The sequence below is a fragment of the Nocardioides perillae genome (assembly GCF_013409425.1).
Taxonomy (GTDB): Bacteria; Actinomycetota; Actinomycetes; order Propionibacteriales; family Nocardioidaceae; genus Nocardioides; species Nocardioides perillae.
On sequence record NZ_JACCAC010000001.1, the window covers coordinates 2,378,952 to 2,405,359 of the forward strand.

At 75.1% G+C, this 26,408-nt stretch carries 27 protein-coding genes and 1 pseudogene; 15 read left to right on the forward strand and 13 right to left on the reverse strand.

Features of this window, described 5'->3' with window-relative positions; all coding sequences use genetic code 11:
* Nucleotides 1–112: 112 nt before the first annotated feature.
* Genes BJ989_RS11020 through BJ989_RS11030 form a run of 3 tightly spaced genes read right to left on the reverse strand, consistent with a single transcriptional unit; the run spans nucleotide 113 to nucleotide 3,960 of the window.
* On the reverse strand, nucleotides 113–1,477 hold the full coding sequence (locus tag BJ989_RS11020; RefSeq protein ID WP_343049278.1) for an MFS transporter: 1,365 nt from the start codon (nucleotides 1,475–1,477) through the stop codon (nucleotides 113–115).
* A 43-nt stretch (nucleotides 1,478–1,520) separates the two neighbouring features.
* Nucleotides 1,521–2,408: a glycerophosphodiester phosphodiesterase family protein gene (locus BJ989_RS11025; protein ID WP_343049279.1), complete on the reverse strand. Its 888-nt coding sequence runs from the start codon at nucleotides 2,406–2,408 to the stop codon at nucleotides 1,521–1,523.
* 25 nt (nucleotides 2,409–2,433) lie between these two features.
* Nucleotides 2,434–3,960 (reverse strand): helix-turn-helix domain-containing protein, encoded by a 1,527-nt coding sequence (locus BJ989_RS11030; RefSeq protein ID WP_179518250.1) that lies wholly within the window; start codon nucleotides 3,958–3,960, stop codon nucleotides 2,434–2,436.
* 89 nt (nucleotides 3,961–4,049) lie between these two features.
* Here BJ989_RS11030 and BJ989_RS11035 point away from each other — a divergent pair, with 89 nt between their 5' ends.
* The gene (locus tag BJ989_RS11035) at nucleotides 4,050–5,066 is read left to right on the forward strand and encodes a zinc-dependent alcohol dehydrogenase family protein (RefSeq protein ID WP_179518251.1); all 1,017 of its coding nucleotides are present in this window, start codon (nucleotides 4,050–4,052) and stop codon (nucleotides 5,064–5,066) included.
* Nucleotides 5,067–5,131: 65 nt separating this feature from the next.
* Nucleotides 5,132–6,982 carry a DUF7800 domain-containing protein gene (locus tag BJ989_RS11040; RefSeq protein ID WP_179518252.1) on the forward strand — a complete coding sequence of 617 codons (1,851 nt, stop codon included), beginning with the start codon at nucleotides 5,132–5,134 and terminating at the stop codon, nucleotides 6,980–6,982.
* A 53-nt stretch (nucleotides 6,983–7,035) separates the two neighbouring features.
* Here BJ989_RS11040 and BJ989_RS11045 read toward each other — a convergent pair whose 3' ends face one another.
* A complete protein-coding gene (locus BJ989_RS11045) occupies nucleotides 7,036–7,209 on the reverse strand; it encodes a hypothetical protein (protein ID WP_179518253.1) in 174 nt (57 codons plus the stop codon).
* A gap of 235 nt (nucleotides 7,210–7,444) precedes the next feature.
* On the opposite strand from BJ989_RS11045, the gene BJ989_RS11050 reads away from it, so the two are divergent.
* Both BJ989_RS11050 and BJ989_RS11055 read left to right on the forward strand, forming a co-directional pair.
* The gene (locus BJ989_RS11050; RefSeq protein WP_179518254.1) at nucleotides 7,445–8,203 is read left to right on the forward strand and encodes a methyltransferase domain-containing protein; all 759 of its coding nucleotides are present in this window, start codon (nucleotides 7,445–7,447) and stop codon (nucleotides 8,201–8,203) included.
* A gap of 29 nt (nucleotides 8,204–8,232) precedes the next feature.
* The gene (locus BJ989_RS11055) at nucleotides 8,233–8,514 is read left to right on the forward strand and encodes a DUF3072 domain-containing protein (RefSeq protein ID WP_179518255.1); all 282 of its coding nucleotides are present in this window, start codon (nucleotides 8,233–8,235) and stop codon (nucleotides 8,512–8,514) included.
* Here the strand turns inward: BJ989_RS11055 and BJ989_RS11060 are convergent.
* The 3 genes from BJ989_RS11060 to BJ989_RS11070 all read right to left on the reverse strand — a co-directional run bounded on the left by BJ989_RS11060 (nucleotide 8,502) and on the right by BJ989_RS11070 (nucleotide 10,462).
* A complete protein-coding gene (locus tag BJ989_RS11060; RefSeq protein ID WP_218848797.1) occupies nucleotides 8,502–8,960 on the reverse strand; it encodes an MOSC domain-containing protein in 459 nt (152 codons plus the stop codon). The genes BJ989_RS11055 and BJ989_RS11060 overlap by 13 nt on opposite strands.
* Before the next feature lie 84 nt (nucleotides 8,961–9,044).
* Complete coding sequence (locus BJ989_RS11065) at nucleotides 9,045–9,488, reverse strand: DUF1232 domain-containing protein (protein WP_179518257.1); 444 nt, start codon at nucleotides 9,486–9,488, stop codon at nucleotides 9,045–9,047.
* Nucleotides 9,485–10,462 carry an endonuclease/exonuclease/phosphatase family protein gene (locus BJ989_RS11070; RefSeq protein ID WP_179518258.1) on the reverse strand — a complete coding sequence of 326 codons (978 nt, stop codon included), beginning with the start codon at nucleotides 10,460–10,462 and terminating at the stop codon, nucleotides 9,485–9,487. The genes BJ989_RS11065 and BJ989_RS11070 overlap by 4 nt, the downstream gene beginning before the upstream one ends.
* A gap of 166 nt (nucleotides 10,463–10,628) precedes the next feature.
* Between BJ989_RS11070 and BJ989_RS11075 the strand changes: the two genes are divergently transcribed.
* From BJ989_RS11075 to BJ989_RS11095, 5 genes are all read left to right on the forward strand, one after another.
* A complete protein-coding gene (locus BJ989_RS11075; RefSeq protein ID WP_179518259.1) occupies nucleotides 10,629–10,880 on the forward strand; it encodes a maleylpyruvate isomerase N-terminal domain-containing protein in 252 nt (83 codons plus the stop codon).
* Between the two features lie 180 nt (nucleotides 10,881–11,060).
* Entirely contained in the window at nucleotides 11,061–11,279 is a 219-nt protein-coding gene (locus BJ989_RS11080; RefSeq protein ID WP_179518260.1) for a hypothetical protein, read from the forward strand.
* A gap of 73 nt (nucleotides 11,280–11,352) precedes the next feature.
* Entirely contained in the window at nucleotides 11,353–13,713 is a 2,361-nt protein-coding gene (locus BJ989_RS11085; protein ID WP_179518261.1) for an ATP-binding cassette domain-containing protein, read from the forward strand.
* Between the two features lie 105 nt (nucleotides 13,714–13,818).
* Complete coding sequence (locus BJ989_RS11090) at nucleotides 13,819–14,610, forward strand: alpha/beta fold hydrolase (protein WP_179518262.1); 792 nt, start codon at nucleotides 13,819–13,821, stop codon at nucleotides 14,608–14,610.
* A gap of 91 nt (nucleotides 14,611–14,701) precedes the next feature.
* On the forward strand, nucleotides 14,702–15,382 hold the full coding sequence (locus BJ989_RS11095) for a GNAT family N-acetyltransferase (RefSeq protein WP_179518263.1): 681 nt from the start codon (nucleotides 14,702–14,704) through the stop codon (nucleotides 15,380–15,382).
* Between the two features lie 58 nt (nucleotides 15,383–15,440).
* Here the strand turns inward: BJ989_RS11095 and BJ989_RS11100 are convergent, their stop codons facing one another.
* Complete coding sequence (locus tag BJ989_RS11100) at nucleotides 15,441–16,046, reverse strand: helix-turn-helix domain-containing protein (protein WP_179518264.1); 606 nt, start codon at nucleotides 16,044–16,046, stop codon at nucleotides 15,441–15,443.
* 196 nt (nucleotides 16,047–16,242) lie between these two features.
* Between BJ989_RS11100 and BJ989_RS11105 the strand changes: the two are divergent.
* From BJ989_RS11105 to BJ989_RS11115, 4 genes and pseudogenes are all read left to right on the forward strand, one after another.
* Nucleotides 16,243–16,995: pseudogene (locus BJ989_RS11105) on the forward strand (benzoate/H(+) symporter BenE family transporter); the annotation flags it as partial.
* Between the two features lie 62 nt (nucleotides 16,996–17,057).
* Nucleotides 17,058–17,348 (forward strand): benzoate/H(+) symporter BenE family transporter, encoded by a 291-nt coding sequence (locus BJ989_RS18315; RefSeq protein WP_343049280.1) that lies wholly within the window; start codon nucleotides 17,058–17,060, stop codon nucleotides 17,346–17,348.
* A gap of 29 nt (nucleotides 17,349–17,377) precedes the next feature.
* Complete coding sequence (gene heR / locus BJ989_RS11110) at nucleotides 17,378–18,172, forward strand: heliorhodopsin HeR (protein ID WP_179518265.1); 795 nt, start codon at nucleotides 17,378–17,380, stop codon at nucleotides 18,170–18,172.
* A gap of 444 nt (nucleotides 18,173–18,616) precedes the next feature.
* The gene (locus tag BJ989_RS11115; RefSeq protein WP_179518266.1) at nucleotides 18,617–19,939 is read left to right on the forward strand and encodes an HNH endonuclease signature motif containing protein; all 1,323 of its coding nucleotides are present in this window, start codon (nucleotides 18,617–18,619) and stop codon (nucleotides 19,937–19,939) included.
* 621 nt (nucleotides 19,940–20,560) lie between these two features.
* Here the strand turns inward: BJ989_RS11115 and BJ989_RS11120 are convergent.
* From BJ989_RS11120 to BJ989_RS11135, 4 genes are all read right to left on the reverse strand, one after another.
* Complete coding sequence (locus tag BJ989_RS11120; RefSeq protein ID WP_343049281.1) at nucleotides 20,561–21,355, reverse strand: 2-phosphosulfolactate phosphatase; 795 nt, start codon at nucleotides 21,353–21,355, stop codon at nucleotides 20,561–20,563.
* Nucleotides 21,352–21,831, reverse strand: a complete 480-nt coding sequence (locus BJ989_RS11125) for a DUF2695 domain-containing protein (protein WP_179518267.1) — start codon at nucleotides 21,829–21,831, stop codon at nucleotides 21,352–21,354. The genes BJ989_RS11120 and BJ989_RS11125 overlap by 4 nt, the downstream gene beginning before the upstream one ends.
* 62 nt (nucleotides 21,832–21,893) lie before the next feature.
* Nucleotides 21,894–22,106: a hypothetical protein gene (locus tag BJ989_RS11130; RefSeq protein ID WP_179518268.1), complete on the reverse strand. Its 213-nt coding sequence runs from the start codon at nucleotides 22,104–22,106 to the stop codon at nucleotides 21,894–21,896.
* 103 nt (nucleotides 22,107–22,209) lie between these two features.
* Entirely contained in the window at nucleotides 22,210–24,102 is a 1,893-nt protein-coding gene (locus BJ989_RS11135; protein WP_343049282.1) for an alpha-amylase family protein, read from the reverse strand.
* 63 nt (nucleotides 24,103–24,165) lie between these two features.
* On the opposite strand from BJ989_RS11135, the gene BJ989_RS11140 reads away from it, so the two are divergent.
* Together BJ989_RS11140 and BJ989_RS11145 are read left to right on the forward strand one after the other, a co-directional pair.
* Nucleotides 24,166–24,393, forward strand: a complete 228-nt coding sequence (locus BJ989_RS11140; protein WP_179516471.1) for a hypothetical protein — start codon at nucleotides 24,166–24,168, stop codon at nucleotides 24,391–24,393.
* Nucleotides 24,394–24,428: 35 nt separating this feature from the next.
* The gene (locus BJ989_RS11145; RefSeq protein WP_218848798.1) at nucleotides 24,429–25,679 is read left to right on the forward strand and encodes an MFS transporter; all 1,251 of its coding nucleotides are present in this window, start codon (nucleotides 24,429–24,431) and stop codon (nucleotides 25,677–25,679) included.
* Here BJ989_RS11145 and BJ989_RS11150 read toward each other — a convergent pair.
* Nucleotides 25,633–26,355: a M50 family metallopeptidase gene (locus BJ989_RS11150; protein WP_343049283.1), complete on the reverse strand. Its 723-nt coding sequence runs from the start codon at nucleotides 26,353–26,355 to the stop codon at nucleotides 25,633–25,635. The genes BJ989_RS11145 and BJ989_RS11150 overlap by 47 nt on opposite strands.
* Nucleotides 26,356–26,408: the final 53 nt, after the last annotated feature.

Here is a 26,408-nt window from a genome sequence, read left to right on the forward strand (position 1 = left end):
CGTCCGTGCTGTGCGGGTCCCCGGGGCTGCGGGGGTCGCCCCGTCCCGGGTGCGCCGGGTGGCGCGGTTCCTCAAGCGTTCAACGGTACTGACCGCCCGAGGATTCCCGAAATCACCCTCGGGCCGCGGCGGGGTGCCCGCGCTGGGCGTCGGCGATCCCGCGGGCGGTGTCGACGCGGGTGAGCAGCAGCCCGCCCACGACGAAGAAGACGATCAGCGCGAAGACGGCGGGACGGTAGGAGTCGGTGAGCTGGTAGACGATGCCGAAGACCAGCGTGCCGAGCCACGAGGTGCCGCGCTCCATCGCGTGGTAGAAGCTGAAGTACTCCGCCTCCTTGCCCCGCGGCACCAGCAGCGAGAACCACGAGCGCGCCAGGGCCTGGGTGCCGCCGAGCACGACGCCGATGGCGGCCCCGAGGAGCAGGAACGGCACGAGCGCCCCGGCCGGCAGGAAGAGCGCAGCGGTCACGATGCCGCTCCACACGACGAGCCCGGCGAGGACCACCGGCTTCGCGCCGTACCGCTCCGCCGCGCGACCGAAGGCGAGCGCACCCCCGACCGCCACCACCTGCACGAGCAGGTAGGTCGCGAGCACCGTGCCGGTCTCGAAGCCGAGCTCCTCCTCGCCGTAGACCGCGGCCTGCCCGATGACGGTCTGGATGCCGTCGTTGAAGAACAGGTACGCCGCGAGGAAGGTGAGCGTGACGGGGTAGTGCCGGATGTCCTTGAGCGTGCCCGCGAGCTGACCGAAGCTGCGGCGCACGACGCCGCCCTCGACCGGCTCCAGGTCGACGACCGGGTGGTGCCGCAGCCGCAGGAACGGGATCAGCGTGAACCCCGCCCACCACAGCGTGGCCGAGAGCATCGAGAGCCGCACCGCGAGGGCCTGGTCGAGGCCGAAGGCGTCGTGGAAGGACACGACCACGAAGTTCAGCGCGAGCAGGAGGCCGCCACCGGCGTAGCCGAACGCCCACCCACGGGAGGAGACGCGGTCGCGCTCGTCCTCGTCGGCGATCAGGCACAGCAGGGCGTCGTTGAAGACCGCGGCCGCGCCGAAGCACAGGTTGGCCACGATGAACGACACCGCACCGAGCTGCCAGTCGTCCCCGGTGGTGAAGAAGAGGCCGAGCGAGGCCAGGGCGCCCGCCCAGGCGAAGCCGGCCAGCAGGTCCTTCTTGCGCTCGGTGCGGTCGGCGACCGCGCCCAGCAGCGGCAGCAGCACGGCCGAGAGGAGCGTCGAGACCGTGATGGTGAAGGCGGGCAGGGAGCCCGGGGCGACCGCGAGGCCCAGCACGTCGACCCGGGCCGGGGTGCCGGTCGCGGCCTCCTCGGCCACCGCGATCAGGTAGGGCCCGAAGAGCACGCCCGCGACCGTCGTCGCGAAGGCGGAGTTGGCCCAGTCGTAGAAGTACCACGCCCGCTGCTCGCGTCGTCGCTCCTCCGCGCTCGGACGGGTCGGGTCGGTCACGCTGGTCACGGACGGTCTCCTGCTCGGTCGGGCGGGGTCACCGCGGGTCGGGTCACTGCGGACCGGGGGAGCGGGCGGCCGGCACCCAGGCGCCGCGGCCCTGCAGGACCTGCCGCAGGAGGTCGGTGCGGTCGGTCATCAGGCCGTCGACGCCGAGGTCGAGGAGCCGCTCGACGTCGGCCGGGTCGTCCACGACCCAGACGTGCACGTGGGCCCCGGCGGCGTGCGCGCGGCGCACGAGCCGCGGTGAGACGACCCGCCGGCCGCGCACCGGACGCGGGCCGCGCGGCACCCGCTCCGGCACCTGGAGCGCGGCGACCCGCCCGCGGGTCAGCACCCGCAGCAGCCGCCCGCTGGGCACCAGGGCGAAGGCCAGGACCTCGAGCGGGTGGGCCGAGGTCGCGACCCGGCCCTGCGTGAGCCTGCGGAAGCGCCGCAACCGGGCGGGGGAGAACGACCCGACCAGCAGCCGGTCCTCGGCGCCGCGGGCGCGCACCAGGTCGACGAGCGCGTCGACCGCACCGTCGCTCTTGAGGTCGACGTTGAAGCGGGCCTCGGGGAAGGCGTCGAGGAGCTCGGCGAGCAGCGGCACCGGCTCGCGCGACCCGACGGAGGCGCGCCGCACCTCGGCCAGGGACAGCTCGCCCACCGCGCCGGTCCCGTCGGTCACCCGGTCGAGCACGTCGTCGTGGAAGGCGAGCAGGTGGCCGTCGCGGGTCACGTGCACGTCGGTCTCGAGGTGGCTGTAGCCCAGCTCCACGGCGTGGCGGAAGGCCGCCAGGGTGTTCTCCAGGCCCTCGATCTCAGGGTGGAAGGCGCCGCCGCGGTGGGCGAAGGCCAGCACCCCGCCGGGGTGGTCCCGCACCACGTCGAGGAAGGCCCACCCGGTGCGCGGTGCCTCCCCGGCCCGGGGCGCGCCGGACCCCCGTGTCTCCCTCACGCGAGCACGGTAGACCCGGTGGGGCTCAGATGTCGCGGAAGGGCTCGATGCTCGCGCCGAGCTGGTTGAGGCGCTCGGCGAGGTCCTCGTAGCCCCGGCTGATGACGTAGGTCGAGCGCAGCACCGAGGTGCCCTTCGAGGCCAGCATCGCCAGCAGGATCACGACCGCCGGGCGCAGCGCCGGCGGGCACACGATCTCCGTGCCCGAGAAGTGCGTCGGCCCCTCGATCATCACGCGGTGGGGGTCGAGCAGCTTGACGTTGCCGCCGAGCTTGTTGAGCTCGACGAGGTAGATGGCGCGGTTCTCGTAGACCCAGTCGTGGAGCAGCGTCTGGCCCTGCGCCACCGCCGCGATCACGGCGAAGAACGGCAGGTTGTCGATGTTGAGGCCCGGGAAGGGCATCGGGTGCACCTTGTCCAGCGGCGCGTGCAGCGTGGACGGCTGCGTGGTGAGGTCCACCAGCCGCGTCCGGCCGTTCTGCGCGACGTACTCCTCGGAGCGGGTGTAGGTGAAGCCCATCTCCTCGAGCAGGGCGAGCTCGATCTCGAGGAACTCGATCGGCACCCGGCGGATGGTGATGGAGGAGCGCGTGACGATCGCGGCGGCGAGCAGCGACATCGCCTCGATGGGGTCCTCCGACGGCGCGTAGTCGACGTCGACGTCGATCGAGCGGCAGCCCGTGACGGTGAGCGTGGTGGTGCCGACGCCCTCGACCTGCACCCCGAGGCGCTGCAGGAAGAAGCAGAGGTCCTGGACCATGTAATTGGACGACGCGTTGCGGATGACGGTGGTGCCGGGGTGCAGCGCGGCGGCCATCAGGGCGTTCTCGGTCACGGTGTCGCCGCGCTCGGTGAGGACGATCGGGCGCTCGGGCTCGATCGCCCGGTTGACCGTGGCGTGGTAGGAGCCCTCGGTCGCCTTGACCTCCAGCCCGAAGGGGCGCAGCGCGGCCATGTGAGGCTCGACGGTGCGCGTGCCGAGGTTGCAGCCGCCGGCGTAGGGCAGGTCGAAGGTGTCGGCGCGGTGCAGCAGCGGGCCGAGGAACATGATGACCGAGCGGGTGCGCCGGGCGGCGGCCTCGTCGATGCGCGTCAGGTCGAGGTCGCGCGGCGGCACGATCTCGAGGTCGTTGTCCTCGTTGAGCCACCGCGTCTGCACCCCGAGGCTGTCGAGCACCTCGAGCAGGCGGTTGACCTCCTCGATCCGCGCGACCTTGCGCAGGGTGGTGCGGCCGCGGTTGAGCAGCGAGGCGCACAGCAGCGCGACGCCGGCGTTCTTCGAGGTCTTGACGTCGATGCTGCCCGAGAGCGTCGTCGGGCCGGTCACGCGCAGGTGCACGGGGCCGCCGCCGAGCGCGACGATCTCGGAGTCGAGCGCGCTGCCGATGCGGGCGAGCATCTCGAGCGAGAGGTTCTGGTGGCCCTTCTCGATCCGGTTGATCGCGCTCTGGCTGGTCGCGAGCCGGTCGGCGAGCTGCTGCTGGGTGAGGCCGCGGTGCTTGCGGGCGTCGCGGATCAGGTTGCCGATGCGGCCCTTGTAGTCCTCGGTCATGGTCACCACGCTAACTCACATGTGAGATAGCGCCGCATCGGCACGCCCGGGCGAGGCGGGGCCGAGGCCGGCTCTGCCACGATGCCCCCATGCGCGCCACCACCATCCACGCCCCCCGCGACATCCGCGTCTCCGAGGTCGACGACCCCCGCGTCGAGCTGCCCACCGACGCCGTGGTCAAGGTCGTCGCCGGCTGCATCTGCGGCTCCGACCTGTGGCCCTACCGCGGCGAGAACGACGTCGTGCCCGGGTCGACCATCGGCCACGAGTGCGTCGGCGTCGTGGAGGAGGTCGGCGACGAGGTGCGCTCCTTCCGGCCCGGAGACTTCGTCGTCGTGCCCTTCGACCACTGCGACGGCACCTGCCCCCACTGCCTGGCGGGCGCGCACTCGGCGTGCGTCAACCTCGGCATGACGACGAGCGGCCAGGCGGAGTACGCCCGCGTCACGCAGGCCGACGGCAGCCTGGTCGCGACCGACGGCATGCCCGACGAGTCGATGATCCCCTCGCTGCTGGCGCTCGCGGACGTCATGCCGACCGGCTGGCACGCCGCCGTCGCCGCTGGCGTGCGCGAGGGCGGCACGGTCGTGGTCGTGGGCGACGGGGCGGTCGGCCTGTGCGGCGTGCTCGCCGCGGCCACCATGGGTGCCGAGAAGGTCGTCGCGATGTCGCGCCACGAGCCGCGCCAGGCCATCGCCCGCGCCTTCGGTGCCACCCACGTCGTCGCCGAGCGCGGCAAGGAGGGGGCCGCGGCGGTCAAGGAGATCACCCAGGGGGTCGGCGCCGACGCGGTGCTCGAGTGCGTCGGCACCGACCAGGCGATGGGCACCGCCTTCGCGGTGGCCCGGCCGGGCTCGACCGTCGGCTTCGTCGGGGTGCCGCACGGCGTCGAGCTGCCGGTGCGCCGGATGTTCCAGAAGAACGTCGGACTCGCCGGCGGGATGGCCCCCGTGCGCCGCTACCTGCCCGAGCTCCTCGAGCTCGTCACCTCCGGTCGCATCGACCCGGGCCGGGTCTTCGACTCGACCGTCGCGCTCGACGACGTCGCGGAGGGCTACCGCCAGATGGACCAGCGCGAGGCGATCAAGGTCCTGGTCCGGCCCTGACTCCCGCTCGCGGTGGCCGCGTAGGGTCGCCGCAGGTCCTCGGGAGCGGGCCGGAGGGAGCAGTCGTGGAGCAGCCGCAGCTGGTGGTCGGCCCCTTGGTCCGCCACGTCGACCAGGAGAGCGCGAGCGTCTGGGTGGAGGTCGACCGCGCGGCGCGCGTGACGGTGCGGGCCGGCGACCACGTGGGCGAGCGGGGCACCTTCGCGGTGCACGACCACCACTACGCCCTCGTCGACGTCACCGGGCTGCCGCGCGGCACCCGCACCGCCTACGTCGTGGAGGTCGACGGCACGCAGGTGTGGCCGCCTACCGACCCCGAGGTGCTCGGCGGGCTGCCGGACCTGCCCGCCCCGACGCTGCCCACGCTCGACCACGACCGGCCGCTGCGCCTCGCCTTCGGCTCGTGCCGCACGAGCGTCTCGCACGACGCCGAGGGCAACCGCACCCACGGCGTCGACGCGCTGCGCGCCTACGCCCTGCGGATGGCGGGGGTCACCCACGCCGGCGACGACGACCCCGACGCCGGACGAGCCGTCGACGACGTGTGGCCGAACCTGCTGCTCTTCCTCGGCGACCAGGTCTACGCCGACGAGACGACCGCGGAGATGCGTGCCTTCCTCGAGTCGCGCCGCGACCTCTCCGAGCCGCCGTGGACCGAGCTCGCCGACTACCAGGAGTACGCCGAGCTCTACCGCATCGCGTGGACCGACCCGGCCAACCGGTGGTTGCTGTCGACCGTCCCGACGCTCATGGTCTTCGACGACCACGACGTGCGCGACGACTGGAACACCTCGCAGTCGTGGAAGGAGCAGATGGAGGCCACCTCGTGGTGGCACGACCGGATCGTCGCCGGGCTCGGCTCCTACTGGGTGCACCAGCACCTGGGCAACCTCTCGCCCGCCGAGCGGGCCGAGGACGCGCTGTGGCGCCGGGTGCTCGACCACGAGGAGGCGCTGCGCGACGGGAGCGCGGCGGGTGAGCTCGACCTGACCGACGCCGTCGACGCCCTGGCCGAGCGCGCCGACGCCGACCCCACGTCGTACCGGTGGAGCTTCGCGCGCGACCTGGGCTCGCAGGCGCGGCTGGTCGTGGTCGACTCCCGCGCCGCACGCGTGCTCGACCCCGAGCACCGCTCCATGCTCGACGACGCCGAGATGTCCTGGCTCGACGCGCAGCTGCGCGGCGACGTCGAGCACCTGCTGGTCGGGACCAGCCTGCCCTTCCTGCTGGCGCCGGGCCTGCACCACGTCGAGGCCTTCGGCGAGGCGCTCGCCCAGGGGGCGTGGGGGGAGCGCGCGGGCAGGGTCGGCGAGACGTTGCGCCAGGCCGTCGACCTGGAGCACTGGGCCGCCTTCCAGGACGGCTTCCGCGCGGTCGCCGACATGGTGCTCGAGGTGGCCACCGGCCGTCGTGGGCGCGCCCCGCGGACGGTCACCTTCTTGTCGGGCGACGTCCACCACAGCTACGTCTCCGAGGCCGTCGCGCGCGACCACGAGACCGCGGAGCGCCAGCACAGCCGGATCGTGCAGGCGGTGTGCTCGCCGATCCGCAACCCGCTGCCGCGCCGCATGCGCTTCGCGACGGCCGCGCTGTCCTACGGCCTCGCGGGCCCGATCGGCCACGTCGTCGCGCGCTCGGCCAAGGTGCCCGTCGCCGGGTTGCGGTGGGGGATGGTGCGCGGGCCGTGGTTCGACAACAACCTCGCCTCGCTCGAGGTCACCGACGACGGCCTGCGGCTGTGGTGGGCGCGCGGCGCGGTCGTCGACGACGACCACGACCGGCCGCGGCTGACGTGCGTGGCCGAGGTGCCCCTGGTCGACGAGGACGGCACCGGGGACAGCCTGCGCGGGCTGCGCCGTCGCTTCGCGGCCGGCGGGTCGCTGCTGCGCCGCGGTCGGCGCGAGCGCGAGGGCTGAGGCGCCCCGCGCACCCGCCGACGGGCCCGCCGACGGGTCCAGGGCGGCGCCGGTCAGGCCGTGAGGCGGCGGGCGTCGAGCACGCCGGGCAGCGGCGGCGGGACGCACGCGCAGGAGTCGGAGCAGGCGAGGAAGCGGTGCGGCGCGTGCCCGCACGCGGCGCACGGCAGGTCGTGGGAGAGGTGGCCGCCCGCGCGCCCGCCGGAGGTCTCGATCGTGTCCCACATGGTGCCCGTCCTCGTGTCGCGGGGGCCGTCCGGCCCGCCCCTGGCCTGCGTCGTCCCTCCGAGGGTCGGCCACCACCGGCCGCACCTTGAGCCGAACCCGCCGAAGATGGCCCGACCGGGTCATGCGGCCTGACGGACGGGGGAGGTGGTGGGTGTCGGCGGCAGGTGCGAGACGCGCACGGCGCGGTCCGGCGCGGCGCGGCGGGCAACGCGGCCGGTGGGCTTGGATGGCGCTGTGGGCACCCCCTTCGACGAGCACGCAGCGCGCTGGCAGGCGTACACCTCCTCCCCCTGGGGGCGGCTGCGCTACACCCTCGTCGGCCGGACGCTGGCCGGGCTCGGCAGCGAGCTCGGACCGGCGCCGTGGCGGGTGCTCGACGTCGGCGGCGGCGACGGCCTCGACGCCGTACCGCTGGTGGCGGCCGGGCACGACGTCGTGGTGGTCGACCCGTCACCCGGGCTGCTGACCGGTGCGGCGGCCACGGGCGCCACGACCGTGGCCGGCGGTTTGGAAGACCTGGCGCGGTCGCCCGGCCACGGGTCGCACGACCTGGTGCTGTGCCACTTCGTGCTGCACTACCGCCCCGACCTCGAGGCAGACCTCGACCGGTTGGTGGCCGCGGCACGCCCGGGCGGCCTCGTCTCGGTGGTCGCGCCCAACCCGCACGGGATGGTGCTCGCGGCACTCGTGCGCTCGGGCCCGCAGGCCGCGCTCGCGCAGCTGTCGGCCGCGACGGCGCGCACGGTGACCTTCGACACCGACGTGCGCAAGCTGGAGGTCGACACCGTGGCAGCCGCACTCGGCGCCCGCGGGTGCGCCGTCGTCTCCCACACGGGCGGCCGGGTGGCCAACGACCTCGTGGCCGACGACGCGCTGAAGGAGGACCCGGAGTGGTACGCCGCGCTCGTCGAGCTGGAGGTCGCGCTGCACGACCGCGAGCCCTTCCGCCGCACGGGCGCCTACTGGCACCTGGTGGTGCGCACGCCCGTGTGAGTCCCGGCCGGGAACGGTACGGGTGCGGCATGACCTCGAACACGCATTCGAACGAGCCGACCCGTCCCGCCGACGACGACACCGCCGCGGGGACCGACCAGGAGGTCCTCGGCGGACCGCAGGGCAGCACCACCGAGAAGGACCCCGACGACTGGGTCACCGGCGACGAGCCCATGACCGGCGCACAGCGCAGCTACCTCGACACGCTGGCGCGCGAGGCGGGGGAGGAGATCCCGGCCGACCTCACCAAGGCCGAGGCCTCCGAGCACATCGACCGCCTGCAGGGCGCCACCGGGCGTCAGCCGGGCTGAGCGGCGCCGCCCGCCCGGCCGGCCGGGAGCTCCACGACCGGGTCGCCGACGCGCACGGTGCCGCCGGTCAGCGCGCGGAGCACCGAGCCCGCGCGGCGCCGCAACGCCGGACGAGCACCGGGACCGAGCTCCTCGTCCATGACCCGGCAGGGTGCCGCCACGCGGACGACCTCGAGCAGCACGTCGCCGACCTGGATCCGGGCCCCCGGGGTGCTCGGCACCTCGGGCCCGCTCACCGTCACGTTGCGGCGCGTCCGCGCCGCAGGCACGTCGCGTCCCAGGACCTCCGCGGCCGCGGCGAGGGCGTCGGCGGACTGCAAGGAGACGTGGCGGTGCCGCGAGCCGTGGTGGCGGTCGCCGACGATGCCCGCCCCGGCCTCGACCACGACCTGTGCCACGGCCACCGTCGGGGCACCGCGCTCGGGCGCGACGTGCAGCGCGACCACCCGTCGCTGCGCCGAATCGGGCGGACCAGCCGGGCTCACCACCGGCCGACCTGCAGAGGGGGCGCCTGCGTCACCCGCCGGAGCCTACGGCGCGGTGCCGGTCGCGCGACCGAGACCGGCCAGCGCGCGCACGAGCGAGAGCCCGTCGGACGTGCCCGGCCAGTGCCGCTCGAGCGCCGCCGGGCCCGCCCGTCGGACGACGGCGCGCAGGGTGAGGGCGACGACGACGAGGTCGTCGGCCCACCCGAGCACGGGCACCACGTCGGGGACGAGGTCGACCGGCGAGGCGAGGTAGGCGAGGAGCAGCCACAGCCTCGCCCGCACCCCGCGGGGGAGCGCGGTGCCGGTCGCCATCCGCCGCACGAGCCGGACCACGTCGGGCAGGAGCCGCAGCCCCTCGCGCAGGCTCGCCGTGTCCGGGCGCCGCAGCCACAGCGTGCCCACCAGGACACCCCACACCAGCGCGAGGCCGGCTCCCGCCGCGGCGAGCGGAGGCCACACCTCCGCCCACACCTCGGCCCACGTCACCGGCGCACGCGCACCAGGCGGGAGACACGGGCGGTGGCGACCACGAAGCGGTGGTCGCTGGCGCGGCGCACCCACGAGCCGCGGCTGCGGGCGTAGCGCAGCCACTCCACGCGACCCGCGGCGTAGAGCTGGTCGATGACCGGGCGCGCGGGCGGGCGGCAACCGCGGCGGGTCGAGGTGCCGCCGTCGGCTGCGCGCAGCTCGGTCCACCGCACGGCCCGGCAGAAGAACTCGGTGCGCTCGTTGACGTCGCCGACGAGGAAGACCGCCCGGGGCGAAGCCCGTCGCAGTCGGTTGACCAGCTTGAGCTGCGCCCGGGTCGCCACGTCGCGGTCGCGTTCCTGCCGGCGTGGGGAGTTGTGGACCACGACGACGGTCAGCTGGGCCCCGGTGCGGCGGTCGCGCAGGGTCACCACCGGGATCGGGCGCTCGGTGCGGTCGAAGGGGGTGGTGATCGACCCCGTCTCGAGGAGCTGGAACCGCGAGCGCTTCCAGGCCAGCTGGAGGCGTCGTGCACCGGCGCCGAGGGTGTCGCGGGGCCAGAGCGCGTAGCCGTCGAGGTGGCGGCGCAGGGTGCGCAGCTGGTCGGCCTGCACCTCCTGGAAGCCGACGATCCCGACCCCGCGGGTCCGCACGATGCGCGCCGTGAGCCGTGCCCGTCGCCAGCCCGGCAGCCACCGTGGGTCACCCCGGGTGTGCTGGGAGCCGAGCACGTTGAAGGTCGCCACCTGCAGCCGCGCCGACACCGTGCGCCAACGGCGAGGACGCACCGCGGCCGGCGCGGCGGCGGCTCCGGCGGTGGCGGCTCGGGCGGTGGCGGCCGTGAGGGCCGGTGGCGCCCGGTGCGCCGCGGCGGGCGCAGCCGCGTCGGCCGTCGCCGGGGCGGACGCCGACGCCGGGACGGGGGGAGTGGTGAGCGTCAGCGCCGCGCAGAGCAGCAGCGCCAGGAGGCGGCCGTGGGGGAGCGGTGCCATCGCGGACCAGCAGACCACGTCACCGGTCGGTGCGCACGTCCGCCACGCGGACCACACCGTGCGAGGTGGGAGGCACCACGACCGCCGGCGACCTAGCGTCGTCTCCGTGGGGACGACGACGGGGCCGGTTCCGGGGTCGCCGGCGCGGCCGACGGTGGGTCTGACGGTGGCACTCGACGAGGGCCGTGAGGCGTGCGCCGCCGCGGTGCGCGGCTTCACCGGAGCGGTCGACGACCTCGACGAGCTGGCGCTGCTCGGCGCGTCGCGCTGCCACGGCTGGAGCCGGCTCGACGTCGTCGTGCACCTCCTCGACGGGTGGAGCGAGCTGCTGGGCGCCCTGGTGTCCCCGGTCGACGCGGCCCCGACGGTCGACGCCGCCTCCTACTGGACGGCCTTCGCGGACGGCCCGGGGGGGTGACGACCCCGTCGACCGGGTGCTGGCCCTGCGGCGCCGCACCGCGTCGTACGCCCGTCCCGACGGCGCGCGACGACACCTGCACGACGTCGCACAGGCCGTGCAGCGCGGGGTCGCCGGGCTGGCAGGGAGCGCGGTCGCGTTCCAGGGCCACGTGCTCGACCCCGGCGACCTGCTCGCGACGTGGGCCGTCGAGGGTGCCGTGCACCAGCTCGACCTGCTACAGAGCGACCGGCCCCGGCGACGGCCCTGCGCCTGGGCCGGCGCGCGGTCGCGGCACTCCTGGGCCAGCCGCTGCCGGTCGAGGCGCACGACCTCGAGGCCGTGCTGGTCGGCACCGGGCGCGCCCCCGCGACCGGGCCGCTCGCCGCGCTCGCCGACCGGCTGCCCGCGCTGTCCTGAGCAGTGCCGCCGCCCGCGGCGCCGCCGTAGGATCCCCGCGCCGGGGTCGCCCCGGGAGACGCGAGGGGGAGCAGTGGGAGACGAGCGCGCGGCCGACCGCCACGACGTGATCCGGGTGCAGGGCGCGCGGGAGCACAACCTGCGCGGTGTCAGCGTGGAGCTGCCGAAGCGGCGGCTCACCGTCTTCACCGGCGTCTCCGGCTCGGGCAAGAGCTCGCTCGTCTTCGCGACGATCGCCGCGGAGTCGCAGCGCCTGATCAACGAGACCTACAGCGCCTTCGTGCAAGGCTTCATGCCCAGCCTGGCCCGCCCCGACGTGGAGCACCTCGAGGGGCTCACGACCGCGATCATCGTCGACCAGGAGCGGATGGGCGCCAACCCCCGCTCGACCGTCGGCACGGCGACCGACGCGCACGCGATGCTCCGCGTCCTCTACAGCCGCCTGGGCGAGCCGCACGTCGGCCCGCCCACGGCGTACTCCTTCAACGTGCCGACCCGCCGGGCGAGCGGCGTCATGACCACAGAGAAGGGCGGTCGCACCGAGCGCAAGGTCGCGCGTCAGCAGGTCTACCTCGGCGGGATGTGCCCGCGCTGCGAGGGCATGGGCAGGGTCGACGACGTCGACCTCACGGCGCTCTACGACGCGGAGAAGACGCTCGCGGACGGCGCGTTGACGGTGCCCGGCTACTCGATGGACGGCTGGTACGGCCGGCTCTTCGCCGGGATGGGGCTGCCGACGGACGTGCCCGTCGGGCAGTTCACCGAGCAGCAGCTGCAGACAATGCTGTGGGCGGAGCCGACCAAGATCAAGGTCGAGGGCGTCAACCTGACCTTCGAGGGAGTCGTCCCGAAGATCCAGAAGTCGATGCTGTCGAAGGACGTCGAGGCGTTGCAGCCGCACGTGCGCCGCTTCGTCGAGCGCGCGGTGACCTTCCGGACCTGCCCGGAGTGCGACGGCACGCGGCTGACGGCGGAGGCGAGGGGCTCGACGATCGCCGGGAAGTCCATCGCGGACCTCGCCGCGATGCAGATCAGCGACCTGGCCGCGTGGGTCCGGGAGCTCGACGAGCCGTCCGTCGCGCCGCTGCTGCGCGGTCTGCAGCACCTCCTCGACTCCTTCTGCGAGATCGGCCTCGGCTACCTCTCGCTCGACCGCCCGGCCGGCACGCTGTCGGGCGGCGAGGCACAGCGCACGAAGATGATCCGCCACCTCGGCTCGCCCCTGACCGACGTGACCTACGTCTTCGACGAGCCCACGATCGGCCTGCACCCCCACGACGTCGAGCGGATGAACCAGCTGCTGCTGCAGCTGCGCGACAAGGGCAACACCGTGCTCGTCGTCGAGCACAAGCCCGAGACGATCGCCGTCGCCGACCACGTCGTCGACCTCGGCCCCGGCGCGGGCTCCGCCGGCGGCACGATCTGCTACGAGGGCGACGTCGCGGGCCTGCGGGCCAGCGACACCGTCACCGGCCGCCACCTCGACGACCGCACGCGCCTGAAGGAGACGGTGCGCGAGCGCACCGGCGTCGTCGAGGTCCGCGGCGCCTCGACGCACAACCTGCGCGACGTCGACGTCGACGTCCCGCTCGGCGTCCTGACGGTGGTCACCGGCGTGGCCGGCTCGGGCAAGAGCTCGCTGGTGCACGGCTCCCTCGCCGGTCGCGAGGGTGTGGTCGTGGTCGACCAGGGCGCCATCAAGGGCTCGCGTCGCAGCAACCCCGCGACCTACACCGGCATGCTCGAGCCCATCCGCAAGGCCTTCGCCAAGGCCACCGGCGCCAAGGCCGCGCTCTTCAGCGCCAACTCCGAGGGGGCCTGCCCGACCTGCGGCGGGGCCGGCGTGATCCTGACCGAGCTCGGACCGATGGCCACCGTCGAGTCGCCCTGCGAGGAGTGCGAGGGGCGCCGCTTCCGCGCCGACGTGCTCGAGCACACCCTCGGAGGCAAGGACATCGCCGAGGTGCACGAGATGTCGGTGGCCGAGGCCCGCGAGCACTTCTCCCGACCCGACGCGAAGGTGCCGGCGGCGGTCACCGTGCTCGACCGGCTCGTCGACGTCGGGCTCGGCTACGTCACCCTGGGCCAGCCGCTCTCGACGCTGTCGGGCGGCGAGCGGCAGCGGCTCAAGCTGGCCGTGCAGATGGGGGAGGAGGGGGAGGTCTACGTCCTCGACGAGCCGACCACCGGCCTGCACCTCGCCGACGTCGAGCAGCTGCTCGCGCTGCTCGACCGGCTCGTCGACTCCGGCAGGTCCGTCGTCGTGATCGAGCACCACCAGGCGGTGGTGGCCCACGCCGACTGGGTCGTCGACCTGGGCCCCGGCGCCGGTCACGACGGCGGCCGCGTCGTCTTCGAGGGCACCCCCGCCCAGCTCGTCGCCGACCGCTCGACGCTCACCGGGCAGCACCTCGCGGCGTACGTCGGGTCGTAGCGGAGGTCCGACCGTGCCCCGGGCGCCGGTGCGCACGCTGGCGTCGTACGTCGTGGAGGACGGCCGCCCCGGAGCCCTCCCGGCCTGAGGTCCTAGGGTGGCCGGGTGAGCGCCGACGCCCCCGCCCTGCACGCCACCGAGGTCGGCACCGCCGGTCCGCGGGTGGTCTTCCTGCACGGGCTCTTCGGGCAGGGACGCAACTTCACCCAGGTCGCGAAGGCGCTCGAGCCCGACCTGCGCTCGGTGCTGGTCGACCTGCCCAACCACGGCAGGTCGTCGTGGACGGGGTCGGTCGACTACCACGAGGTCGCCGACGCGGTGGCCGGCTGGATGAGGTCCTCGGGCGACGGGCGGACGCACCTCGTCGGGCACTCGATGGGCGGCAAGGTCGCGATGCTCGTCGCGCTGCGCCACCCCGACCTCGTCGACCGGCTGGTCGTGGTCGACATCGCGCCCGCGCCGAGCGACGGCGCGGGGGAGTTCGAGCACCTGCTCGACTCGCTGGTCGCGCTCGACCTGGCCGGCCTGACCCGCCGCTCCGAGGCCGACGACGCGCTGGCCGAGCGGATCCCCGACGCGCGGGTGCGCGGCTTCCTGCTGCAGAACCTGCGCTCCGCCGACGGCGGCTTCCGCTGGCAGGCCGACCTCGACCTCCTGCGCCGCGAGCTGGCGGTGATCGCCGGCTTCCCGGAGGTGACCGCGACCTTCGACCGGCCCGTGCTCTGGGTGGCCGGGGAGCGCTCGCCCTACGTCCAGCCCGAGCACGAGCCGCTCATGCGGCGGCTCTTCCCCCGCACGACCTCGGTGACGATCAAGGGCGCCGGTCACTGGGTGCACTCGGAGCAGCCCGAGGCGTTCGTCTCCGCGCTGCGGGTCTTCCTGCTCGCCGACCGGTGACCGGGCGAGGTCGCGGGGAGCATGCGGACCGGGCGGACCGGGCGGGGGAATCCGGTTGCGCCGCACCGCCCCGGCCGCGGGAGGATCGCGCATGCTGACCCTCGAGGAGATCTTCCCGCCCTTCGGCCTGCGCATCGCGTGCGGCGACGTCGAGCTCACCGTGCTGCGCGACGACGACCTGCCGGAGCTCGTGGAGCTGGTCCGCGGCGGCATCGCGGACCAGGGGAGTCCGATGCCGTTCCTGCGCGCCTGGCACGAGGAGCCCTACGAGCCGGGGTCGGCCGGCGCGTTCCCGGCGACCTCGCTGGCGTGGTGGTGGTCGCAGCGCGCCACCTTCGCGCCGCACGGGTGGCAGCTGGCGCTGGTGGTGCGTCGCGCCGGCGAGGTCGTCGGCCTCCAGGACCTCCACGCCGAGCACTTCGCGCAGGCCCGCCACGTCGAGACCGGCTCCTGGCTCGGCCGCGCCCACCAGGGCCGCGGCACCGGCACGCTCATGCGTCGGCTCGCCGTCGGGCTCGCCTTCGACGGGCTCGGCGCGGCGACCTGCGGGTCGGCGTACATCGCCGGCAACGCCGCCTCCGCGGCCGTCAGCCGGAAGGTCGGCTACGTCGACAACGGGCGTCAGCGCATCGTGCAGCACACGCGCGACGGCGTCGTCGGGTCCGTCGAGCACCGCGTCGTCGTCACACCGGAGACGTTCGTGCGTCCTGACGCCGACGTCGTCCTCGAGGGCGTGGGTGCGCTGCGGCGGTTCTGGGGTCTGGACGCGTGAGCGGCGCCAGGTGGGCGGCTCCGACCGGTTCCGAAAGTCGCCGATAATGTACATTATGTCATTCTGACTCGGCGGGTGAGTCGAGCGTGGTGCCCCAGCTCCCCTCGAGACGCTGAGGACGCTCGACGTCGCCGGGCGGCCGCACCGGCGTGCGGATGACGTCGACGGCGACGAGCTCGACGCGCGACGTGCAACGGTAGGTGTGCGCGACGTCGGCCGCGAACCCGTGCTGCGTGCCGGGCGCGAGCTCGACGACGTGCCCGGCCACCTCGAGCTCACCGGTGCCGCTGAGCACGACGAGACGCTCGTGGGCGCCGACGGCGTGCGCCGGCGACGTGCGTGCCCCGCCGGGGCGCACACGCACCAGGTAGACCTCCGTCGTCACGTCGTCGTCGTGCTGCACGTGGAGCCGCCGGGACGTCAGGTCGCCGTCGCCGACCTCGACAGCGCCGCGCTCGTCGTCCACCAGGGCCGCGAGCGGCACGCCCAGCGGCCCCGCCACGGCGTACAAGGTGTCGAGGGTCGGGTTGCGCCGACCGGCCTCGAGGTCCGACAGCGTCGCCTTGCCGATGCCGGCCGCGGCCGCCAGCGCGCTGAGCGAGAGCCCCCGCTCGGTGCGCGCGGCCCTCACGCGTGCGCCGGTCGACGCTCCTCGGGTGCTCACGCGGCCTCCTGGGCTATCGTTCGGCGCACCGAACGTTCGGTCGACCGAACACTAGCCGATCGGAGCCTCCGTGTCCCACCGTGCGAGCGTCCGCGGTCCTGCCGCGGCGACCGATCCCGGACGGCGCGCCGTGCTCGTGCCCGTGGCGGCGGGGGTCGTCGCGGCCGTCGTCGGCTCGAGCAGCTCGCTGGTGGTCGTGCTCGCGGGGCTGCGTGCGGCTGGGGCGACGCCGGACCAGGCGGCGTCGGGCCTGGTCGCGCTCTGCCTGGCGCTCGCCGCGGGGACGACCTGGCTGTGCCTGCGACACCGCACTCCCCTGTCGCTGGCGTGGTCGACACCGGGCGCGGCGCTGCTCGCCTCGACGGGCGCACTGCCCGGGGGCTGGCCGACGGCGATCGGCGCCTTCGCGGTCACGGGGGCGCTCGTCGTGCTCACGGGGCTGCTCCCCCGCCTCGGCGACCTGGTCGCCGCCATCCCCGTCGCCCTCGCCCGGGCGATGCTCGCGGGGGTCCTGCTCACGCTGTGCGTGGAGCCGGTGGTCTCGCTCGCCGCGTCGCCCGCGGTGGTCGCCCCGGTCGTCGTCACCTGGGTGGCCCTCTCCCGCCTCGCCCCCCGCTGGGCCTCCCCCGCCGCGCTGGCGGTCGCGCTCGTCGTCGTCGGGCTCGTGGCGGGCGACCAGGTCGGCGGCGCCGACCTCGTGCCGGTGCTCGCACCGACCGTCCCGGTGCTCGACCCTGCGGCCGTCGTCGGACTCGCGCTCCCGCTGTACGTCGTGACGATGGCCTCGCAGAACGTGCCCGGGGTGGCCGTGATGGCCGGGCTCGGCTACCGCGTGCCGTGGCGCGAGTCGATGACGGTGACGGGTCTCGCGACGGTCGCGGCGGCACCCTTCGGCGGCCACGCGGTCAACCTGGCCGCGATCACCGCTGCGCTTCGCGCCGGTCCCGATGCCGGGCCCGACCCGCGACGACGGTGGCCGGCCCCGCTGGCGGCAGCCGCGACGTACCTGCCGTGGCCGCCGCGTCCGGCGTGCTCGCGGCCGCGGTCGTCGCCGCCCCTGCCGGTGTCGTCGAGTCCGCCGCAGGCCTCGCGCTGCTCGGCACGCTCGCAGCCTCGCTGCGCGAGGCGCTCGAGGAGGAGGCCGAGCGGGTGCCGGCGGTCGTGTGCCTGCTGGTCGCCGCGTCGGGCGGGGCCGTGCTCGGCATCGGCACCGCCTTCTGGGCCCTGGTCGCGGGCCTGCTCGTGCGCGGCGTCCTGCGCGCAGGGCGTCCGACCGACGGTCGGGCCGGCCGGAGGGGGTGAGGCCTCCACCGCCCTGCCACGCTGGAGGGGTGCCCGAACACCGAGCCCACACCGCTGCGGACCAGCCCACCCACGACCTCGGCGACCGGCGCCTGCGCCGGCTGCGCACCTGGAACGTCGCCCTGACCGTCCTCCACGCGGCACAGGCCGCCGCCGTGCTGCTGCTGGCCGCCGACTTCTCGATCGACGTCACGACCGCCTACCCGGTCGGCCCGCCGGGCACGCGCGTGCCGCAGGCCGAGGCGGCCTTCGCCGTGCCGATCGGTCTCAGCATCGCGCTCTTCCTGGGCCTCGCGGCCCTCGACCACCTCGTCACCGGTGTCCTGGCGCGCCAGCGATACGAGCGGTGCCTCGCCCGCGGCGTCAATCCCTTCCGGTGGGTCGAGTACAGCGTGAGCGCCACCGTCATGATCGGCCTGATCGCCCTCTACGCAGGCGTCGTGCAGGTCACCGCCCTCATCGCGATCGTGGGGGCCAACGTCGCGATGATCCTCTTCGGCTGGGTCCAGGAGCGCAGCAACCCGCCCGGTCGTGGCAGCGCCGACATGGTCCCCTTCTGGTTCGGCTGCATCGCCGGTGCGGCGCCCTGGGTGGTCATCACCGTCAACCTCGTCGGCGCCGGGGAGGTCCCCACCTTCGTGCTCGGGATCTTCTTCTCCCTCTTCGCCTTCTTCACGAGCTTCGCGGTCAACCAGTGGCTGCAGTACCGCCAGGTCGGCCCGTGGCGCGACTACGGTTTCGGCGAGCTCGTCTACCTCGTGCTGAGCCTCGGCGCGAAGTCGGCCCTCGCCTGGCAGATCTTCGCCGGCTCGCTCGCCGCCTGACCCCGCCTCAGGGCCAGCGAGGGGTCGTGCGCTGCGCTCGCGCCGAGGGGTCACGCGCTGCGCACGCGTCGAGGGGTCACGCGCTGCGCACGCGTCGAGGGGTCACGCGCTGCGCACGCGTCGAGGGGTCACGCGCTGCGCATGCGTCGAGGGGTCGAGCGTTGCTCTGCGGCCGAGGGGTCGCGCGCTGGCTGAGCTCGGTGGTCGAGCAGCGAGCGCCAGCGAGCGTGTCGAGACCCGGAGCGCCGCCCTGCCGACTCCAGCCGGAGGTGGTCCGGGGGCCCGACAGGGCTGTCTCGCAGCCGTGACCCCGACCCTCGCCAGGGGCAGGTCTGCGCCACTTGTCGTGCACAGGCGGTCGTCGTGGATCCGTTGTCCAGAGGGCGATCCGAGCGGTCACGAGGTCGGGCGGGACTGTCGGTGGTCGGTGGTTGAGTAGGCGGTATGGCAGACCACCGCGACCACGCACCGCAGCACCCGCTGCTGGCTGCGTTGGCCTGCCTCGACACCGACCTGCACCACGCGTCGGGTACGCCGATCTGGTCACTGACCCCGAGTGAGGCGGAGGCGGCGCTGATCGGGCTGGCGAAGTGTCGTGCCCGCCTCGCCGCGCTCGAGCTCACCACCGTCGCCGCCGCGGACCGGGCTGGTGTCGGTGACGCCACGGGTGCGACGTCGACCGGGGCGCACTGGGCAAGGCTGACCCACCAGACCCGCGCCAAGTCCGTCGCCACCGTCCGCCACGCCGCGGCGCTCGAGGCACGCCACGGCACCGTCCTCGCGGCGATGAGCACAGGTGCGGTGCTGCCCGAGCAGGCCGAGGTCATCTGCAAGGCCGTCGACGCGCTGCCGGTGACCCGGGTCGGGGTCGCAGTGTTCGACGCCGCCCGCGCCCACCTGCTGGAGCTGGCGGCCATGTTCGACGCGGTCGAGCTGAAGCGGCTCGGTGACCGGATCCTCGACGTCGTGGCCCCCGACATCGCCGACGACGTCGAACGCGAGCGCCTCGAACGCGAAGAAGCAGCAGCAGCCGCGGCAGCCTCGTTCACGATGACCCGCGACGGACACGGCAAGGCCCACGGCCGGTTCACCATCCCCGCCGCCGAAGCCGACATGCTCGCCACTGCCCTCGACGCCCTGACCGCACCCCGACACCACCACGCCACCCATGGCACCGACCCGATCCCGGTCGACCAGCACGGCAACCGGGCCCCTCGACCGCTACGACGGGGGCAGGCGTTCTGCGAGTACGTCCGCACCCGCCACCGCCCCGCCGACGGGGCCGCTGACGCCACCACGACGCCTCAGGCCGGTGGTGTGGACGCGACCGTCACCGTCACCCTGGACCTGGCACAGCTCACCGGCACCGGCCCCGGCGCCGACGCACCGGCCACCTTGTCGACCGGCACCCGCATCACCGCCGCGAAAGCCCGCCTGTGGGCGTGCGGCGCCGGGATCGTGCCCGTCGTGCTCGGCGGCGCCTCCCAACCCCTCGACGTCGGACGCACCCGGCGGTACTTCACCAAGACCCAACGCCTCGCCCTCGCCCGCCTCCAAGGCGGCTGCACCGCCGAGGGCTGCGACTGGCCGCCCTCGATGTGCCACGCCCACCACCGCACCCCCTGGCACGCCGGCGGCAGCACCGACCTCCACCAGGGCTACCTGCTCTGCCCCAGACACCACGCCAGGGCACACGACCCCGCCTACGAGACCACCTACCACCGCCACCGGATCACCTTCGCCCGCACCCGGCCCATGCGGACCTGACACCGCGCGACGCAGCCAGACACGCCAGCCCGGCGTACACACGTGCCAGAGGCCGACGCGGTCTCGGGACGGGCCTCACGGGCCCCCGAGCACCGGTTCGTTGCGAGCCAGCGCGTGACCCTCGACGCGCAGCTCCGCCCGTCGACCCGTGCCCGACTCGCGACCCGTCGAGGCGCGCTCAACGCGCGCGCCCCTCGACGTCAGCCCAACACGCGACCCCTCGACTTCAGCCCAACACGCGACCCCTCGACGCCAGCCCAACGCGCGACCCCTCGACGCCAGCCCAACGCGCGACCCCTCGGCGCATGCCCAGCGCGCGACCCCTCGACGCCAGCCCAGCGCGCGACCCCTCGACGCCAGCCCAGCGCGCGACCCCTCGACGCCAGCCCAACGCGCGACCCCTCGACGCATGCCCAGCGCGCGACCTCTCGACGCGTGCGCAGCGCGCGACCCCTCGACGCGTGCGCAGCGCGCGACCCCTCGACGCATGCCCAGCGCGTGACCCCTCGGCGCATGCCCAGCGCGTGACCCCTCGACGCCAGCCCAACGCGCGACCCCTCGGCGCATGCCCAACGCGCGACCCCTCGACGCACTGGGCCGGCACGGGGCCGACCGGACGGGTCACACCGCGCGGAATGCTCCCTCGACGAGCTGCGGCACCACGGGGGACGCGTCGAGGGCGGCGGCCACGTCGACGTCGGCGGCGAACCCCTTCGCGGCCAGCTCGCGCCCACCGGCGCAATCACGCAGCAGGTCGGCGACGTCGGGTGCGGCAGCCCGCCAACCCGCGGCCGCCACACGGGCCTCCGGGCTCAGCCGGTGCGCGTGGCCGCGAGCCGCCAGGCCGGCCAGCACGGCTCCGGCGCCGAGGTCGTCCTCGAGCGCCGGCCGGAGGGAGTCGTCGACGGGCCAACGCTCCCCCGCCGCGACCACGACCACCGATCGCCCCGCCTGGAGGTGAGGGACCAACCAGGACACGACCGCCGAGACGTTGCGCAGGCAAGCCGAGACGACCTGGGCGCCGGCCGCGGCGAGTGCGACGGTGGTGGTGGCACCGTTGGGCGAGGGCAGCACCAGGCGAGGCGGCAGCGGACCCGTCAGCAGGGCCGCGGGCGACAGCGACGGCGCCGGCGGCCCGCTGCCGCGGCTCGCGTCCAGACGACCCACCGCGAGCACGGCGCCGACCTCGCGGGCGTGTGCCGCGGCACGCTCGTCGCGCCACCGGAACGGGTGCACCTCGGTCCCCCGGGCCACCGCGACGGTGACGGCGGTCGAGAAGCTCAGGACGTCGACCACGACCGCGACGTCCGCCGCCGCGGCCACGCCACCGGTCGGACCCCACGCCGACCTCACGGCGTGCGACTGCTGCGCGAGCGCGGCGGCCACGTCACCGCTGGGGTCGACCGGCCTCGTCACGCCGCCCGCCTCGGGGGCCACCGACACCCGTTGCCGTGCCGACCCACCACCACGCCGCGCGCACCGGGGCGACTCAGCTCCCACAGACCGCAGGGCCGCGAGGACCCCGGCCTGACACCGAGGCACCACGGCATCGGGTCGGGCACGGACAGCTCGTCGGTGTGGACGTCACGCACGCACGCCTCGCGGGTGAGCCGCCACCCGTCGAGGACGACCCGGCCGTCGCACGGCTCCCCGCGGCGCGCCAGCCGCGCCTCCACCCCCGTGGCGGCGGGCGCTGCCAGCTCGCGGAAACGGCCGATCCACCGCAGCGTGCCGTCGCAGCCGTGCTCCCCCACGACCCGCGCGGTGAAGCACAGCACGCACTCCCCCACCAGCGGGTCAGGCTGCAGCTCGACCGACGGCCCGGCGACGCCCGACGCGCCACCTCCACCCCGCGCGGGGACAGCCGGGCCCCCTGTCACCTCCGTGCCCACCCGACGCACCCTGCCACGGCCCACCGACAGGTGCGGTCGACCCGCACGGGTCCGGCGCAGGCTCAGGTGCCGTAGGTGATCGTGACCGCGTTGCGCGCCGAGCTCTCGACGGCTGCCTCGTTGCTGCGGCTGTCGATCCCCCGGCGGTCGGACCCCGGGCGCGGACCGCCGGACGCGAGCCGCCGGCGCTGGCGGCGCGAGGAGCCGAGGTCGAGCAGCAGCACGACGGCGACCACCGCACTGATGGCGGTGAGGGTGATCAAGGCTCCGGTCACGGTGACCTCCTCGCGTGGGTGAGGTGAGGCTACCGCCCGGAGCCGCCGCAGGACAGGGCTGCGGGACGAGCGCTGCAGGACGAGCGCTGCAGGACGGGGTCCGTCAGCCGTCCTGCCGCGTCAGCCACAGCACGCCGTACGGCGCCACGACCACGCCGCGCTCGTCGCACCGCACCCGCTGCCCGGTGACGTGGTCGAGCGCCTCGCCGTCGAGGCCACAGGCGTGCACCGTCGACCACGGCACGACCCGCTCCTCGGGGGTGACGCCGTAGAGCCCGAGCATCGGCCCGAGCGGGTGGCGCCGCAGCACCGTGAAGACGCCGGTCTCCTCCGGCAGCAGCACCTCGGCGGGCGTCGAGGCGTGCAGGTGCGGGAGCGACCGACGCACCTCGAGCAGGTGGCGCAACCGCGGCAGCACCCCGTGCTCGTCGCGCACGGGCCACGTCATGCGCGGGCGGTGCACCCACCGCTCGTCACCGGCGTGGGTGGGGTCGTCGGCCCAGTCGGGGTCGTTGAGCAACCCCACCTCGTCGCCCATCCAGATCACCGGCAGGCCGCCGAAGCCGAGGGTCACCGCGTGGGCGAGCAGCACCCGGTCGACCCCGTGGGGGTCACCGGCCTCGACCCCGGCCAGGGAGGCCAGCGAGCCGGAGATCCGCTTGTCCCCCGTCGCCGGGTTGGCCTGGAAGACCAGCCCGCGGGCCCACGACCCGGGGAAGGAGCCGTCGTAGAAGTCCGAGAGGAAGCGACGGTGGGAGGAGCCCTCGACGCCCGCCGTCGCGGCGTCCTCGTCGGAGATCGCCCAACCGACGTCGTCGTGGCAGCGGGCGTAGGTCACCCACGCCGTCGACGACGGCGGAGTGCCGAGCCGCCCCAGTGCCGCGGAGGACAGCCAGGCGTCGCGCGAGGCGAGCATCGACCAGAGGTGCACCATGAGGGCGTTGTGGTAGGCGAGGTCGCTCACCTTGCCGTGGTGGCGCCCCTCACCGAGGTAGGCCAGCAGGTCGTCGGGGCCCACGATCGCCTCGGCCTTGAACACCACCGCCGGGCAGGCGATCCGGGCCAGCGTGCGCAGGGCCTGGGTGAGGCAGTGGACCTCGGGCTGGTTCTGGCAGTTCGTGCCCAGCCGCTTCCAGGTGAAGGCGATCGCGTCGAGCCGGAACACCTCCGCCCCCTGGTTCGCGAGGTGCAGCAGCACGTCGGCGTACTCCTCGAGCACGGCCGGGTTCGCCCACCGCACGTCCCACTGGAAGTGGTTGAACGTCGTCCAGACCCACCCGTCGAGCTCCACGTCGAAGGTGAACGACCCCGGCGCGGAGTCGGGGAAGACCTCCGGCAGCGTCTGCTCGTAGCGGTCCGGCTCGGTGCGGTCGGGGAAGACGTGGAAGTAGTCGCGGTAGCGCTGCTCCCCCGCGCGGGCGCGCTCGGCCCACGCGTGCTCGCGCGCGACGTGGTTGAGCACCACGTCGAGGCAGAGGCTGATCCCGCGGGCACGCAGGGCGCGGGCCAGCTCGCGCAGGTCCGCCATCGTGCCGAGGTCCTCGCGCACGCGGCGGTAGTCGCGCACCGCGTAGCCGCCGTCGCTGTCGCCCGGACGGGGGTCGAGCAGCGGCATCAGGTGCAGGTAGGTGACGCCGAGCGACCCGAGGTGGTCCAGGTGGTCCGCGACCCCCCGCAGGGTGCCGCCGAAGCGCTCGGCGTACGCGGCGTACCCCAGCGCGTCCGGCCGCTGGAACCAGTCCGGCGCGAGCGAGCGCTCGAGGTCGAGGTGGTGCAGCTCGTCCTCGCGCTCGGCGAAGCGGCGCGCACACGTCTCGACGAGACGCACCGCGACGTCGGGAGCCTCGGGGTAGAGCGGTGTCAGCGCCTCGACGAGGTCGGGCCACCAGCGCTGCACGCGCGCCTCGAAGACCTCGCGCCGGTGGGCCGGCAGGTCGTCGGGCAGGGCTCCCGCGAGTGAGTCGGTCGACGGTGGCGGCGGCACGGAGGACGTCACCCCGGCAGCCTAAGCCCCCGAATGCCGCTTGACATTCGATGCGCACCGATCGACCATCGACAGATGCCCACGCCCGACCCCCGCCCTCCCGGCCCCCGGCTCGCAGCGCTCCCCGCGGCCGCCCTCGCCTTCCTGCCCGCCCTCGCCGCCGCGGTGCTGTCCGCGCTGGGCGGCGCCGCGGTCGTGCTCGGCGAGGCCGACGACTCCCCCGGTCTGCAGGGCCTGGGCGGGCTGCTCGTGCTCGCCGTCGCGGCGGTGCTCGCCCGGCACCCGGAGCGACCTCGCGCCTGAGGCACCACGCACCCCCGGTGGCCTAGCGTGCCCGGGTGACCGCACGCCGCCAGCTCGCGCTGATCGCCCTCGTCGAGGTGCTCGCGATGGCGACGTGGTTCTCCGCCTCCGCGGTCGTGCCCGCACTCCGCGCCGACTGGGGCGTGGGTGACGCGGGCGCCGCCGCGCTCACGGTCGCGGTGCAGCTCGGCTTCGTCGCCGGCGCGCTCGGCTCGGCGGCACTCAACCTGGCCGACCGCGTGCCGGCGCACCTCCTCGTCGCCGGCAGCGCGGCCCTCGCGGCCGGGAGCACCGCCGTGATCGCGCTCGCGGTCGAGTCGCTCGGGCCGGCCGTCGCGCTCCGCGCGGTCACGGGTGTCGCGCTGGCCGGGGTCTACCCGCCCGGCCTCAAGCTCATGGCGTCGTGGTTCGACCGCGGCCGCGGCGCCGCGCTCGGCGTGCTGGTCGCCGCGCTCACGCTCGGCAGTGCGGCGCCGCAGCTGCTCAACGCGGTCGCCGTGCTGCCGTGGCGCGGTGTCCTGCTGGTCGCGTCCTCGCTGGCCGCGCTCGCCGCGGTCGTCGCCTGGGCGGGCGTGCGTCCGGGTCCGCTGGCGCGACCCGCGCCACCGCTCGCCCCCCGTGTGGTCGTGTCGCTGCTGCGCCAGCGAGGCCCCCGCCTCGCGACGCTGGGCTACCTCGGCCACATGTGGGAGCTGTACGCCGTGTGGACCTGGCTGCCCGCCTACCTCACCGCCAGCCTCCTCGACCGCGGCCTCGACGCCACCCGCACCACGGTCGGCCTGGTCTCCTTCGCCGCGATCGGCGTGGCCGGGGTGGCCGGCTGCGTCGTCGGCGGCCTCGCCGGCGACCGGCTCGGCCGGGCCCGCGTCGCGGGCTGGGCGATGCGCGCCAGCGCTGCCTGCTGCGTGCTCGCCGCCGCCGTCCACGGCGCCCACCCGGCGCTCGTGGCGGCCGTCCTCGCCGTGTGGGGCTTCGCCGTCATCGCCGACTCGGGGCTCTTCTCGACGGTGCTCACCGAGGTCGTCGACCCGCGCTACACCGGCACGGCCCTCACCACCCAGACCGCGCTCGGGTTCCTGCTCACCGTGGTCACCATCAACGCCGTGCCGGTCGTCGTCTCCGCCACCTCGTGGCCCGTCGCGACCCTGCTCCTCGCGGCGGGACCCGTGGTCGGCGCGGTCGCGATGGCACGGCTGGACCGGTCCACCCGCCTCGCCGGCTCGGGCCCGACCGCCCGGCTCACGGCAGCAGGAGACGCGCCCCCCAGACCAGGCACACCAGCGTGACGAGCAGGAGCAGTCCGACCCACGCCAGCGCCGGCAGCGGGGTCAGCCGCGCCAGCACGTCCGCGTCGCTGGTCCCGCCGCGCCGGCCGCGCGCGCGGCGACGCCGCCCGCGCTGCATCTCGAGCACCGCGACGGGAGAGCCCAGCAGCAGGAACCAGGTCAGCGCCCACGCCGACCACGACTGCACCACCTCGCGGCCCCACCACGTCACCCCCACCACCGCGGCGGCGGCGAGCACCACGACCAGCAGGCCGTAGAGGTTGCGCACCACCACGGCCACGACGGCCAGCAGGCCGACCATGAGCCACAGCACCGCGAGCGCGCGGCCCGCCGCGAGCAGGTGCGCGGCACCGAGGCCCACCAGCGCGGGCGCGGGGTAGCCCGCCGCGGCGGTCGCCACCATCCCCGCGCCGCGGGGACGGCCGCGCGTGACGGTGAGCCCCGAGGTGTCGGCGTGCAACCGGATCCCGGCCAGGCGCCGGCCCACCAGCACGGCGACGGCGGCGTGCCCGGCCTCGTGCACGATGGTCAGGGCGTGACGGCACCGCCGCCACACCGGCGGCCACGCCACCAGCACGGCCGCGAGCAGCGCGGTCGCCAGGACCGCGCGCGGGCCCGGCGCCGGCTGCGTGCCGACCAGGTCCCCCGCCACCCGGGAGAGCACGTCGCGCAGCACGCCGCCATGGTGCCAGCGCGACCCGGCGCCTCGCGCACGCCGCACCGGCCCCC